Below are 12,985 nucleotides of genomic sequence, written 5' to 3'. Positions count from 1 at the left end.
GCGCCACCCCGCCCGGCAGCCCTAGGTACTCCCCAGGGTGCCGATCGGCCGCCGGCCGGGGCGGCGCACGCAATCTGTCGGCGCGCGAAGGGATCTGTCCCGCCCATGTACACAGCATCGTCCTCCGTGTCCGCCCCGCCCCGGCCGCTCCGTCCCATGGGACCGGGCAGCGGCCCGTATCTCGCCCCGCACTCCGGCGCACCGGTGCCGGTGCTGGGCCGGCCGCGGCGGGCGGGGGGGCCGGTCGCCGGTCCGCTCAGCGGGAGGATCGACCTGTCCGGGCCACAGGGCGCGCAGGTAAGGATGGCCATCGTCTCGGTGCAGCGCATCTGCCCGGAGTTCAACCCGGTCCAGGTGCTGCGCCGCAGCGGCCGGTCCGTACTGATCGTCGGCGCCACCGGCCGCGCGACCGCCGTGGCCAAGTGCTTACTGGACCACTCCCCGGCATGGACGGAACGGTTCCGGCACGAAATAGCGGCGTACCGCGCGTTCGTCCGGCACCGCCCACCGGTTCGGGTGCCCCGGCTGATCGCGGCGGACCCGGAGAACTGCACGCTGGTCATCGAGCGGATGCCGGGACGGGTCGCGGCTCTGACGCGGCATCCGTCCGAGGCTCCGCCCCGGGCCGATGTGCGGGCCGCGCTCGGTGCGATCAGCCGGGTCAATGCCTGGCGGCCGCCCGCCGGGCTGTTCGACGCGCCGCTGGACTACGCCTCGCGGATCGCCCGCTATCACGAGCTGGGTCTGTTCACCGACCGCGATCTGGGCGATCTGCAGAAGCTGCTGCACGGTCTGGCGGTCGCGGGCGGGCGGCAGGGCATGGGGCAGTTCTGCCACGGCGACGCGCTGCTCTCCAACATCCTCCTGTCGCCCACCGGGCCGGTGCTGGTCGACTGGGAGCACGCGGGCTGGTATCTGCCGGGCTACGACCTGGCGACGCTGTGGGCCGTGCTCGGTGACGCGCCGGTGGCACGGCGGCAGATCAGCCAGCTGGCGCAGGCCGCGGGCCCCGCGGCACGCGACGCGTTCCTGGTGAATCTGATGCTCGTACTGACGCGGGAGATCCGTCAGTACGAGACGGCGGTGCAGCGCACCATGCGTGATATGACACCGGCGGGCACCGCCCAGGACCGACCGGGTCCGCACTTCTCGGGCGAGGAGCAGCGGCTGCTGCTGCGCAGGCTGCACGACGACTGCGCCATGGCGCGGCGGGCTGTGCGGGCCGCGGTCGGCACGCGGTGAACAGGACGAGGTAGGCAAGCGGGCCGTGGCACGGTGGCCCGTGTCAGGAGACCGTGGCGACGGGGAAGCGCGCTGTGGGACCGGTGCCGACACACCGGTCCCACAGCGCGCTGTTCGTTGCCCGGACGGTCCGGGGCCGGTCCGCGCCGGGCGACGGCCGGCCGGGGGCAGTGGTCAGCCGGTCGCGAAGTCCACCGCGTCCACGTCGAAGGCGTTGTTCTGCGGTGAGGTGAAGACCAGATAGAGCTTGTGGGTTCCGGTCAGTGCCTGGACGGGAACGGGTGGCGTTGCCCGGTAGGTGTCCCAGCCGCCGGTGTTGGGAACAGGGGTGGTGGCCAGCAGGGTCCCGTCGGGAGCGTCCGCCCGCAGTTCGATGGCGCCGACGCCGTTGGGTGAGGAGAGGGTGTAGCTGACGGTGGCGATGCCTTCGACGCTCATCGGGTCGAAGGCGACCCAGTCGCCGTCGGAGACGTCGCCGATCCGTTTGCCGTTCTCGGCGCCTTCCTGGGCGACGATCCGGGTGCCGGACTGGGCATCGTAGTACTCGGCCTGCTTGTGCTTGGGCTGGAGCACGGTGCGCCCGTATCCGGTGAGACGGGAGACGCCGTCACCGCCCTTGTCGGTGTACTTGGCGTTGAGTACGTAGGTGAGATCGGCGCCCTCGGGGTGGCCGCCCAGGTCGCCGGTGTCCACGGTGCCCTCGCAGCCGGGGATGTCGGTGGTGGGGTGCTCGTGGTCGTCGTGGCCGAGCGCCGGGTTGACGGTGACCGCGGCGCAGTCGACCGGGCCGTCCTCCGGGTCGGTGACGGTGACCTTGTACGGGATCTTGTCCCCGAACTCGATGAGTTTGCCGCTGACGGGGAAGTCGATGGTGACCTCGGGTGCGGTGTTGCCCGCCGTGATGGGGATGTTGGCGTAGCCGGACTTGCCACTGGAGTCGGTGACCTTCAGCTGGGTGGCGAAGTCCCCCTTGGCGGCGTAGGTGTGGCTGGGGGCGGCTTCGGTGGAGTCGTAGGTGCCGTCACCGTCGAAGTCCCAGGCGTAGCTGAGCGGGTCGCCGTCGGGGTCGGCGCTGCCCGTGCTGGAGAAGTCGACCTTCAGCGGCACGGGGCCGTCGGTGGCGGAGGCGGTGGCCTTGGCGACCGGGATGCGCTGCCCCTGTGCGTAGTCGACGCGGTAGAGGCCGGAGTCGTTGTTGCCGCCGCCGAAGGAGGAGCCCCATTCGAGGACGTACAGCGATCCGTCGGGGCCGAACGTCATGTCCATCGGCTTGTTGAACTTCTGCGAGGACAGGAAGTCGTTGATCTTCAGGACCTTGTTGTCCTTGTCGAAGCGGACTTCCTTGACGTAGTTGCGCGCCCACTCGTAGAAGAAGCTCGCACCCTCGAAGTAGGCGGGGAACTTGGTGGTGGAGGGGTTCTTGCTGTCGTAGTGGTAGACCGGTCCGCTCATCGGGGCGGAGCCGCCGCTGCCGACCTCGGGGAATTCCTCGGAGGCGCCGTATCCGTACCAGATCTCCGGCTGCTGGATCGGCGGGAGTTGGCTCAGGCCGGTGTTGTTGGGTGAGGCGTTGACCGGCTTGGCGCAGTCGAATTTGGGGCCGACTTCCTTGGTGTCGGGGTTGTAGGGGGCGTACGCCTGGTTGTTGCCGTGGCAGAACGGCCAGCCGAAGTTCCCGGCCTTCTTGATGACGTTGTACTCGACGAGGCCCTCGGGTCCGCGGTCGGTGGTGGGCAGGCCGCGGTCGGGTCCGTAGTCGGAGGCGTGGACGTAGCCGGTCTTCGGGTCGACGGTGAAGCGGAACGGGTTGCGGAAGCCCATGGCGTAGATCTCGGGGCGGGTGTTCGCGGTGCCCTTGGCGAAGAGGTTGCCCTTGGGGATGGTGTAGCCGCCCGCGGCGGTGGGCTTGATGCGCAGGATCTTGCCGCGCAGGTCGTTGGTGTTGCCCGCGGTCCGGGCGGCGTCGAGCATCTCCTTGCCCTCGCGCCAGTCGAGCGGGGCGTAGCCCTGCCAGTTCGGGTCGAGGTTGGGCGGGGTGTCGTCGCCGACGCCCAGGTAGAGGGTGCGGTTGGGGCCGAACTCGACGGCGCCTCCGGTGTGTCCGGGTTCGGGGAAGGTGCGGTCGCGGTAGGCGGGGACGTCGATGAGCTTCTTCTCGCTGGTGAGGTCGAGGGTCTTGTCCTTGATCGTGAAGCGGGAGAGCCGGTTGACGTCGTTCGTGGCGCCCGCGGGGGCGTAGTAGAGGTAGATCCAGTGGTTCTTCGTGAAGTCCGGGTCGAGTTCCATGCCGACCAGGCCGTCCTCGCCGCCGCCGTAGACGTCGAGCTTTCCGGCGGTGGTGGTGGCGTGGGTGGCGGGGTCGAAGATGTTCACCTCGCCGCTGCGCTGGATGTAGAAGACCCGGCCGTCCTTGGCGACGTCCAGTTCCATCGGGTCGGCGGTGTTGTCGTCGAGGGTGACCTTCTCGTAGCCGTTCCACACGGTGCCGCCGCAGTCGCCGGGCTTGTTGTCCGCTGCCCACCGCAGACCGCCGATGACGTGGTCGCGGAAGGCCGCTTCGGTGTACGCGGGGATGTCGTGGCCCATGGCGGTGGCCCACACCTTGCCGCCCTCGGTGGTGCGGCACCAGGAGATGGGGTGGTCGGCGCCCATGGCGGAGCCGCCCGGGTCGTAGGTCTTCTCGTCGGCCGTGACCAGGACATGGACGTCACCGCGGGGGTTGGCGTCGAAGTTGTACCACTCCTCGGAGCGCTCCCAGCGTTCGGGGAGACCCGCGGTGGAGGGGTGGACGCGGTCGGCGACCTTGGCGGTGCCCTTCAGGACGCCGGGCGAGTGGGCGGGCATGTGGGCGCCGCCGTTGATGGCCTCGTCCCACCAGGGGAACTGCTCCTCGACTCCCATGTCGAGGGTGTTGTGGAGGGCGACGATGCCGCCTCCGCCGCGTACATAGGTCTGCATCGCTTTCCGCTGGGCGTCGGTGTCCCAGACCATGCCGGAGTTCTGCAGCATGACGATGGCGTCGAAGTCCTTCAGCTTCGCGTCGTCGAAGATGGCGGGGTCGGCTGTCTCGACGAGGGAGAAGTTGTTCTCGGCGGCCTCCTCCTTGAACATCTGGATGCCTGCCGGTATGGAGGCGTGGACGTAGCCGGCGGCTCGGGTGAAGAGCAGGACGTTGAAGGCGGGTGCCTTGCCGGTGGTCGCGGCGGCGGCGGGCAGCGCGGTCAGGGTGAGGAGCAGTGCGCTCACTGACGCGACCAACAGTCGTCGTATGTCACGAACATGACATGTCCATCGATGGCGGCTCACGTGGGGGTCCTCTCTCGGCGGGTGGACGAGCGGGGGGCGCGGTGCGGCTGGGCAGCGGAGGGCGGGTGGGTCGAGGTACGGCGGAGGGTGGACCGGTCAGGGGGCGGCCGGGGGCCGGTCCAGGGCATCGAGGGCGTCGCGCAGAAAGGCCAGGCCCTCGGTCGCGATGGCGTCCTGAGTGGCGGCGAGCGGCCGCCAGACGGAGGCGGCGACCGCGATGGCGTCGTTGTGCGCGGTGAACGACTCGATGCACAGCGGCCCCCGGTACCCGCCGGTGACCAGCGCGGCGAGGAAGCCCGGCCAGTCGAGGGAGTCGGCGCCGGGGGTGCCCCGGTCGTTGGCGCACACCTGGACATGGACGATGCGGCCCGCGGCGCGCCGCACGGCGGCGGGCAGGGAGCGCTCCTCGATGTTCTGGTGGTAGGTGTCCAGCGCCAGGCCGATGGTGTCCTCGGGGAGCCCGGTCAGGGCGTCGAGGGTCTGCTCGACGGTGTTGAGCAGACTCGTCTCGTACCGGTTGAGGGGTTCCACCGCGATCCGTACCCCGGCCGCTCGGGCGTGGTCGACGACCGGGGCGAGGTTCTCGCGCAACTCCTCGTAGGCCGCACCGCGTTCGTGGCGGTCCAGACGCCAGGTGCGGCCGACCGCCGTATACACGGGTCCGGCGACGGTGGGGGCGCGCAGCGCGTGGGCGGCGTCGATACAGCGGCGCAGATAGTCCTGGGTGACCTGGACGGTCCGCGGGGCGGTGTGGACGAGATCGCGGTCGGGCGGCATGACCGCGATCACCGCGGCGGGCGCGAGCCCGGAGGCGTCGAGGAGCTTGCCGACCGACGCGGGTGACCAGTCCCGCTCGTTCTCCAGCGGGATCTCGACGCAGTCGAAGCCCCAGGCGGACAGGCGCGGCAGGACATCGCCGAGTGCTCCGTACGTCACCGGGGAGTGCCAGATCCACGGGTTGGCGCCGAGCGGCAGGGAAGCCGCGCTCACTTCTTGCCACCCCACTTCTCCGGGAAGCCGGGCATGTTCTCGCAGCCGCACATCGCGTAGTGCAGCGGGGGCATACCGGGTTTGAGGTACTGGTCGAGGGTGTCCTGGGTGACGGTGGGCTGCGGCAGCTTCCACTCCCGGGGAACCCGCTCGCCCTTGAGGATCTTCAGCGCGGCGATCACGGGCGTACGCCACTGGAAGGTCGGGTACGAGGGGGCGACGGCGGTGAGCCTCTTGTCCTTCCACACCTGGAGGAAGTCCTGCTGGTCCTCGCCGGTGATCGGCGGCACGTCCTTGCCCGCGTCCTCGAACGCCTCCACGGCGGCGACCGCGGTCGCGCCGGAGTCCATCCAGACGCCGTCGATGCCGCCGTGCCGGGTGAGGGCGTCGGTGACGATCGACTTGGTCCTGGCGGGGTCGCCGTCGGTGAACTTCACGTCCACGACGTCGAGTCCGCTCTTGTCGAAGGCGAGCTTCGCCGCCGACCAGCGGGTCTCCAGCACGTCGACGCCCGGCGAGATCCGCAGGGCCAGAATCCTGCCCTTGGGCTTGACCTTCTCCACCAGGAAGTCGGCGGCGGCCGCCCCGTATCCGTAGCCGCCGATGGGGTTGATGAAGGTGACCGCGCAGTCGGTCTCCACCCCGCGGTCGAAGACGATGACGGGCAGCTTCGCGCAGGCCTGCTTCACGGCGGGGGTGAGGGTGGCGGTGGTGTTCGGGGAGACGATGAGGGCGTCGCAGCCCCGGCCGGTGAGTTCCTGGATGTCGGAGATCTGTTTGTCGTCCTTGCCCTGGGCGTCCAGGACGGTGAAGTCGGTGATCTCCTTGTGAAGTGCGACCTCGGCCCGCATGTTCTTCAGCCCGACCTGCCGCCAGGGGTTGAACACCCCGGCGTTGGAGAAGCACAGGTGCAGGCCGCCGGAGCCCTTCTGCCGGTACCGCGCGGTGTCGACGAGCTCCGGGCGGAGCATCTGCTCCCAGGGCTTGTCCGCCGGGCCCTCGGCCGTCTCCTTGCCGAGAGCGATCTGCCGGTCGTACTCGGCCCGGTCGAAGAACGCCGACTGCTCGCCGGTGCCGGAGCCCTCGGTGGGGCTGCTCGACCCGGCGGCCGGGGCGTCGGGGGGCACATCGCTCGTACAGCCGGCGAGGAGGGCGGCACCGAGCGCGGCGGTGACGCAGAGGCGGGCGTGCCGGGTCGGTCGCGTACTCATGTGGATGTCCCTTCCGGGGATGGGGTACGGCGGCGGCGCGGCCGGGACCAGTCGGCCGCGCCGAGTCCGACGGCGGCGATGACGATGACGCCTTGCACGGTCGATTCCAGGGCGCCGGAGACGCCCTGGAGGTTGAGCAGGGTGAACAGGGCCTGGAGGGAGAACGCCCCGGCCATCGCGCCGACGACGGAGCCCCGGCCGCCGCCGAGCACGACCCCGCCGAGGACGACGGCGGTGATCGCCTCGAACTCGTAGCCGCGGCCCGCCTGCGCGGAGACTCCGGAGAACCCGCCGACGAGTACGGCGGCGAGGGCTGCCGCGACGCCGGACAGGACGAAGGCGATGGTACGGACGCGGGCGACCCGTACGCCGGATAGCGCGGCGGTCCGTTCGCTGTCCCCGGTGGCGAGCAGGGTGCGGCCGAAGTCGGAGCGCATCAGGGCCACGGCGAGCGCTCCGGCCACGAGGCAGGCGAGCACGGCCCAGGGCAGCCATCCGAACGCGGTTCCCCGGCCGAGCTGCCGGAAGGCGGTGGGCAGAACGCCCTGCGGGGAGCCGCCCGTCCAGAAGAAGACGGCCCCTTCGAGTATCAGCATCATGCCGAGCGTGGTGATGAAGGAGGGCACCCTGAGCAGGGTGGTGATCAGTCCGCTGACGAGTCCGGCCAGCCCCCCGGCGAGCAGCAGGACGGCCGTGACCAGGAGCCAGGGCGCGGCGGGGAAGGCGGCGTACAGTTCGGCGGCGACGACCACCCCGGCGGTGACGACCGCTCCGACGGACAGGTCGAACTCACCGCAGACGATGACCAGATACTGGCCTGCGGCGAGGATGACGAGAGGGGCCGCGCGCTTGACGAAGGCGAGGAAGCGGTCCGGTTCGTAGAACCCGGGGTCGGTGAGGGCGAGGGCCACCAGGAGTACGGCGAGCAGCAGGTAGACGGGGGTGCCGGTGCCGAGGGCGCGCAGGACGCGGCGGCCCACGGGCGGAGCCTTGACTGCGGTGGTCATGCGGTCCTCCCCTGCGGGGTACGGCGGTTCCCGGCGTACAGGGCGACGGCCGCGATGATGACGACGCCGCGGACGACGTTCTTGAAGAACGGGTCGACGGCGAGCTGGTTGAAGACGCTGTCGAGCACGGCGAGGACGAGGACACCGCCGAGGGTGCCCGCCACTCCCCCGCGGCCACCGGCGAGTGCGGTGCCGCCGAGGACGACGGCGGCGATGGACTCCAGGTCGTAGCGGGCCTCGGTACCGGCCCAGGGGGCTCCGGCGCCGAGCCGGGCGGCGAGGAAGAGCGCGGCGGCGCCGACACAGAGCGAACAGAGGATGTGGGCGGCGACGACGGTGCGGCGGGTGCGGACTCCGGAGAGCCGGGCGGCGTGCTCGTCACCGCCGGTGGCGTACATGTGGTGGCCCAGGCGGGTGCGGCGGGTGACGAGCCAGATGGCGACGGCGACGGCCAGGAGCAGGAAGAGCGAGACCGGGACGGGTCCGACGCGGTCGTAGCCGAGACGCTGGAAGGAGTCGGGGACCTCGCCCGCGGGTCCGGTGTAGTTGTCCTCGATCCAGCCGCGCAGGATGAAGGCGGTGCCGAGGGTGGCGATGAAGGCGTTGACCTTGAGTCCGGTGACGATCAGGCCGTTGGCGAGCCCGACGGCGGCGGACAGGGCGAGCACCGCCAGGATCGCGATGAGCACGCCGCCGCTGCGCATGGTCTCGGCGGCGACGAGTGTGCCGAGACTGATGAGGTAGGCGACCGAGAGGTCGAGCGAGCCGGTGAGGATGACGACGGACTGGCCGACGGCGACGAGACCGAGGGCCACGCAGTTCTGCAGGATCGCCACGGTGTTGGTGACGGTGAGGAAGTCCCCGCCGCGGGCGGCGACGACGATCCAGCCCAGTACGGTGACGCCGAGCGCGGCGAGCCAGACCCCGGTGACGGGGCCGGTGAGGCGCGGCCCGGCGGGCGGCTTCGGCCCCGCGCGGTGCGCCGGTGGCCGGGGCCAGGTCCGGAGCGCGGTCACGCGGCGTCCTCCCGCGGCCGGTCGCCGCCGGTGGCGACGCGCATGATGGCCTCCTCCGACGACCCGGCGGGCAGTTCACCGGCGAGGCGGCCCTCGGACATCACGAGGACGCGGTCGCTCATGCCGATCAGCTCCGGCAGTTCGGAGGAGATGATCAGCACGGCGAGGCCCTCGCGCGCCAATTCCCTTACGAGGGTGTGGATGGCGGCCTTGGCGCCGACGTCGACCCCTCGTGTCGGTTCGTCGAAGAGCAGCACCCGCGGGCGTGCGGCGAGCCATTTGGCGATGACGACCTTCTGCTGGTTGCCGCCGGAGAGGTACTGGACCTGCTGGTCCTCGCCGCGGGCGTGCAGGCGTACGCGTTCCAGCAGGGCGGTGACCTCGCGGCCCGCGGGCGGTCCGCCGCGGGTGCGTACGGCACGGGTGACGAGCAGGGCGTTGTCCCGGACGGACTGGCGCAGGGCGAGCCCCTCTTCCTTGCGGTCCTCGGTGACCAGGGCGATCCCGGCCCTGATGGCCCCGCGCGGGCGGGCCGGGCGCAGGGGCTTCCCGGCCACGGTCATGGTGCCGGTGGTGAAGGGGGCGGCGCCGAACAGTGCGCGGGCCAGGGAGGTGCGGCCGGAGCCCTGAAGCCCGGCGATGCCGACGACCTCGCCGGAGCGGAGGGTCAGGTCGATGCCGGAGATACGGGAGTTGGCGCCGCCGCTGACGGTGAGGGCGGTCGTCCCCAGCTCCTCGGGGCGGGCCCGGGGCGGGTAGTAGGCGCCGAGTTCACGGCCGACCATGGCCCGTACGACGGTGTCGGCGTCGGTGTCGCGGGTGGTGAGGGTGGTGACCCGGCGGCCGTCCTTGAGGACGGTGACGCGATGGGAGAGGTCGAAGACTTCGGGTAATCGGTGGGAGATGTAGAGGATGCCGAGCCCGCTCGCGGCCAGCCGCCGCACCAGGGCGGAGAGTTGTCCGACCTCGTGGTCGGCGAGCGGGGCGGTGGGCTCGTCCATGACCAGGACCCGGACGTCGGAGGCGAGGGCCTTGACGATCTCGACGGTCTGGCGGCGGGCCACCGACAGTTCGTGGACGGGGGTGCGCGGGGTGATGCCGGTTTCGTCGATACGGGCCAGGAGTTCGGCCGTGCGCCGCTCCATGGCCCGGCGGTCGACGAGGCCGCGGCGGGTGGGTTCGCGGCCGAGGAAGACGTTCTCGGCGACGGTGCGGTGGGCGAGCAGCGCGAACTCCTGGTGGATGATGCCGATCCCGGCGGCCTGCGCCTGCGCGGGGTGGCTGAAGGAGTGCGGGGTGCCGTCGATGGTGATGGTGCCGGTGTCGGGTCTGTGCTCGCCCGTGAGGATCTTCATCAGGGTGGACTTGCCCGCACCGTTCTCGCCCACGAGGGCATGCACTTCTCCGGCTTCGAGGTCGAGCCCCACGTCGTGGAGCACACGGACCCCGAGAAAGCTCTTGGACACGCCCTGCATCGTCAGCATCGACTGGCTCCTCGGTAAGCGGTCTGCAGAGCAGAGTCGTGATGCGGCTTTGACCTGTCAAGGCTCCAAACAGCTTTATTCAAAGGTGAGTTGGACTGGACTTAAGACGATGACCGAACATCTGACGCCTTGTGAGCAGCAGAAGTCGTCCCTAAGGTGACTGCTATGCCTTCGTCGTCGGACCGCCCCTCATCGACCGCCTCGAACTCGCCCGGCGAGGTGCTCGCCCTGATCAGTTCGGGTGCGGCGGCGACCCGCGCGGACATCGCGCGGATCACCGGTCTGGCCCGCTCGACGGTCTCCCAGCGGGTGGACGCGCTGATCGGGCACGGCTTCGTGGACGAGGACGCGGACGGTGGTTCGACGGGCGGCCGGCCACCGCGCAGGCTGGCGCTCAGGACGGCCGGGCACGCGGTGGCGGGGGTGGACCTGGGTGCCTCGCACTGCCGGGTGGCGCTGATGGACGTCGGCGGCACGATGCTCGCGGCCCAGGAGGATCCCCTGTCGATCGGGGACGGGCCCGACTCCGTACTGCGTCATGTGGAGCGGACGCTGCACACGCTGCTGGAGGAGGCGGGACGCGAGCCCGGAACCCTGCGGTCGATCGGGGTCGGGGTGCCGGGACCGGTGGAATTCTCCACGGGGCGTCCGGTCGATCCGCCGATCATGCCGGGGTGGCACCAGTATCCGATCCCGGAGTTCTTCGCCGCCCGGTTCGGGGTGCGGGCGCTCGTCGACAACGACGTGAACGTGATGGCGCTGGCAGAGCAGCGGCGGGCGTTCCCCGACTGCCGCTATCTGCTGTACATCAAGGTCGGTACGGGTATCGGCTGCGGGATCGTCTCCGCCGGCCTGCTGCACCGGGGGGCGCAGGGCTGCGCGGGCGACATCGGCCATATCCGGGTCGCGGAGCTGGACGCCCCGTGCCGGTGCGGCAACTCGGGCTGCCTGGAAGCCGTCGCGGGCGGTGCGTCACTGGCGGCGAAGCTGGCCGGTCTCGGGCTGGAGGCCGCTTCGGGCAGCGATGTGGTGCGGCTGGTGAAGTCCGGCAACCGGGACGCGGTACGGATGGTGCGCGAGGCGGGCCGGGCGGTGGGCGAGGTGCTGGCCGGTCTGGTGAACTTCTTCAACCCGGACACGGTGGTGCTGGGCGGCGCGCTGGCCGCCGTGCACGACCAGCTGCTCGCGGGGGTGCGCGAGGCGGTGTACCGGCGCTCGCACCCGCTGGCCACGCATGTCCTGCGGATCGAGCCGAGCCGGACGGGCGAGAACGCGGCGGCGGTCGGGGCGGGGATCCTGGCGATCGAGCACGCGTTGTCGGTGGAGCAGGTGGACCGGGAGGTCGCGGGGCGCTGACGGGCCTCGGCCTCCGAGCCCGGCGGGCACCTTCGCGGATCTGACCCGAGCGGGCTCCTACAGCCCTTTCGCGGCCCCTTCCCTGCCCTTCCCTGCCGTTACGGCGGCCCGCGCGCAGCCCTTCCGCGGCGCATCCGAAGCCCGCCCGTCAGCCCTTCCACGCTCGGTGAACGCGCGATGACCGAGCGGCACGCCGGCGTGCCCTTCCGAGCCCCGCCAGGTGAAGCCCGCCACAGGACCTTGGTCACATACGACGGCCGATAGTAGGCGCCCCCTCTCTTTCTCCCGCTCAATAGGCCGCTAAATGGGCTATTCCACGTCATCTCACGATCAAGGTTAGTAAAGGGGTTCATTGCCTCCCGCTGCTCAGCCCGTTAACCATGGATCCCGGCAAGCACCGAGAACGAGCCTGCGACCCACGCCATCCGGCGAACGAGGTCGGGCCATCGGTTCCTGCTCCGCGCGCCGCCGAAGGCCGCCACCTCCGTCCCCCACCGGAAGAGCTCCCGTATGCCTCGCCTCAGCACCCTCCGCAACACCATCCGCATCAACCGTTCGCAGAAGCTCACCGCCGCCGTGCTCGTCGCGGCCGGTTCCGTCACCGCGCTCGCCGCCACCGGTGAGTCGAGCAACGCGCAGCCCGCGGCAGCGCACGCACCCATAGCCGTCAAGCCGGCCGGGGCTACCGGAATCCCCGCGGCCGACACCCCACTGAGCAAGGACGCGATGCTCAAGGACGCGGTGGCCAAGGACGCGGCCGCGAAGAAGGCCGCGGCCGCGAGGTCGGAGGCCGCGAAGGCCGCCGTCCTGAAGGCGCACGCCTCCGAGCAGGCCGCCAACCGCTCCGCCGACCGCAAGGCCGCCCCCGCGCCCAAGCAGTACAAGAACAACCTGGACGGCTGGATTCGCGAGTCGCTCGACATCATGAAGTCGAAGGGCATCCCCGGCAGCTACGAGGGACTGCACCGCAACATCATGCGCGAGTCCAGCGGCAACCCGCACGCGGTCAACGACTGGGACATCAACGCCCGCAACGGCGTGCCCTCCAAGGGGCTCCTCCAGGTGATCCAGCCCACCTTCGACACCTACCACGTCAGTGGTACGCCGAAGAAGCTCACCGACCCCGTCGCCAACATCACCGCCGCGGCCAACTACGCCGCGGACCGCTACGGCTCGATCGACAACGTCGACTCCGCCTACTGAGCACCCTCCGGCGCGCGGCGGGCGGGGCCCGCTCAGCCCCGCCGCGCCACAGAGCTCCCCGTCACGGACCACCGTGCCAAAGACCTCCCCGCCAAAGACCTCCCCGTCGCGCACCGAAATCGCCGCCGCCGCGGACTTCCCGCCGCGCGCCGAACTCCCTGTCGCCTCCG

The 12,985-nt window shown here is 70.9% G+C and carries 9 protein-coding genes; 3 read left to right on the top strand and 6 right to left on the bottom strand.

Annotated elements, in window-relative coordinates; translation table 11 throughout:
* The first annotated feature begins 105 nt into the window (after window positions 1-105).
* A complete protein-coding gene (locus tag OG413_RS37655; protein ID WP_266813594.1) occupies window positions 106-1,242 on the top strand; it encodes an aminoglycoside phosphotransferase family protein in 1,137 nt (378 codons plus the stop codon).
* A gap of 174 nt (window positions 1,243-1,416) precedes the next feature.
* Here OG413_RS37655 and OG413_RS37650 read toward each other — a convergent pair whose 3' ends face one another.
* The 6 genes from OG413_RS37650 to OG413_RS37625 all read right to left on the bottom strand — a co-directional run bounded on the left by OG413_RS37650 (window position 1,417) and on the right by OG413_RS37625 (window position 10,256).
* On the bottom strand, window positions 1,417-4,500 hold the full coding sequence (locus OG413_RS37650) for a ThuA domain-containing protein (protein ID WP_266813592.1): 3,084 nt from the start codon (window positions 4,498-4,500) through the stop codon (window positions 1,417-1,419).
* Between the two features lie 144 nt (window positions 4,501-4,644).
* Window positions 4,645-5,538, bottom strand: a complete 894-nt coding sequence (locus OG413_RS37645) for a sugar phosphate isomerase/epimerase (protein WP_266813590.1) — start codon at window positions 5,536-5,538, stop codon at window positions 4,645-4,647.
* Window positions 5,535-6,749, bottom strand: coding sequence for a substrate-binding domain-containing protein (locus tag OG413_RS37640; RefSeq protein WP_266813588.1), 1,215 nt, complete (start codon window positions 6,747-6,749; stop codon window positions 5,535-5,537). The genes OG413_RS37645 and OG413_RS37640 overlap by 4 nt, the downstream gene beginning before the upstream one ends.
* Window positions 6,746-7,756, bottom strand: a complete 1,011-nt coding sequence (locus tag OG413_RS37635) for an ABC transporter permease (RefSeq protein WP_266813586.1) — start codon at window positions 7,754-7,756, stop codon at window positions 6,746-6,748. The genes OG413_RS37640 and OG413_RS37635 overlap by 4 nt, the downstream gene beginning before the upstream one ends.
* Window positions 7,753-8,772 (bottom strand): ABC transporter permease, encoded by a 1,020-nt coding sequence (locus OG413_RS37630; RefSeq protein WP_266813584.1) that lies wholly within the window; start codon window positions 8,770-8,772, stop codon window positions 7,753-7,755. Before OG413_RS37630 ends, OG413_RS37635 begins: the two co-directional genes overlap by 4 nt.
* Complete coding sequence (locus tag OG413_RS37625; protein WP_266813583.1) at window positions 8,769-10,256, bottom strand: sugar ABC transporter ATP-binding protein; 1,488 nt, start codon at window positions 10,254-10,256, stop codon at window positions 8,769-8,771. Before OG413_RS37625 ends, OG413_RS37630 begins: the two co-directional genes overlap by 4 nt.
* A 165-nt stretch (window positions 10,257-10,421) precedes the next feature.
* On the opposite strand from OG413_RS37625, the gene OG413_RS37620 reads away from it, so the two are divergent.
* Window positions 10,422-11,612 (top strand): ROK family transcriptional regulator, encoded by a 1,191-nt coding sequence (locus OG413_RS37620; RefSeq protein ID WP_266813581.1) that lies wholly within the window; start codon window positions 10,422-10,424, stop codon window positions 11,610-11,612.
* Between the two features lie 510 nt (window positions 11,613-12,122).
* Window positions 12,123-12,815 (top strand): transglycosylase SLT domain-containing protein, encoded by a 693-nt coding sequence (locus tag OG413_RS37615; RefSeq protein WP_266813579.1) that lies wholly within the window; start codon window positions 12,123-12,125, stop codon window positions 12,813-12,815.
* The last annotated feature ends 170 nt before the right edge of the window (window positions 12,816-12,985 follow it).

The sequence above is a fragment of the Streptomyces sp. NBC_01433 genome (genome assembly GCF_026340105.1).
Classification (GTDB): domain Bacteria; phylum Actinomycetota; class Actinomycetes; order Streptomycetales; family Streptomycetaceae; genus Streptomyces.
This window is presented reverse-complemented; position numbering and strand designations above follow the sequence as displayed.

Bases quoted from the DNA above. Each gene is read 5' to 3' on its own strand.
- OG413_RS37655 (WP_266813594.1), top strand. From the start codon at position 106: ATGTACACAGCATCGTCCTCCGTGTCCGCCCCGCCCCGGCCGCTCCGT.
- OG413_RS37640 (WP_266813588.1), bottom strand. From the start codon at position 6,749: ATGAGTACGCGACCGACCCGGCACGCCCGCCTCTGCGTCACCGCCGCG.
- OG413_RS37635 (WP_266813586.1), bottom strand. From the start codon at position 7,756: ATGACCACCGCAGTCAAGGCTCCGCCCGTGGGCCGCCGCGTCCTGCGC.
- OG413_RS37625 (WP_266813583.1), bottom strand. From the start codon at position 10,256: ATGCTGACGATGCAGGGCGTGTCCAAGAGCTTTCTCGGGGTCCGTGTG.
- OG413_RS37620 (WP_266813581.1), top strand. From the start codon at position 10,422: ATGCCTTCGTCGTCGGACCGCCCCTCATCGACCGCCTCGAACTCGCCC.
- OG413_RS37615 (WP_266813579.1), top strand. From the start codon at position 12,123: ATGCCTCGCCTCAGCACCCTCCGCAACACCATCCGCATCAACCGTTCG.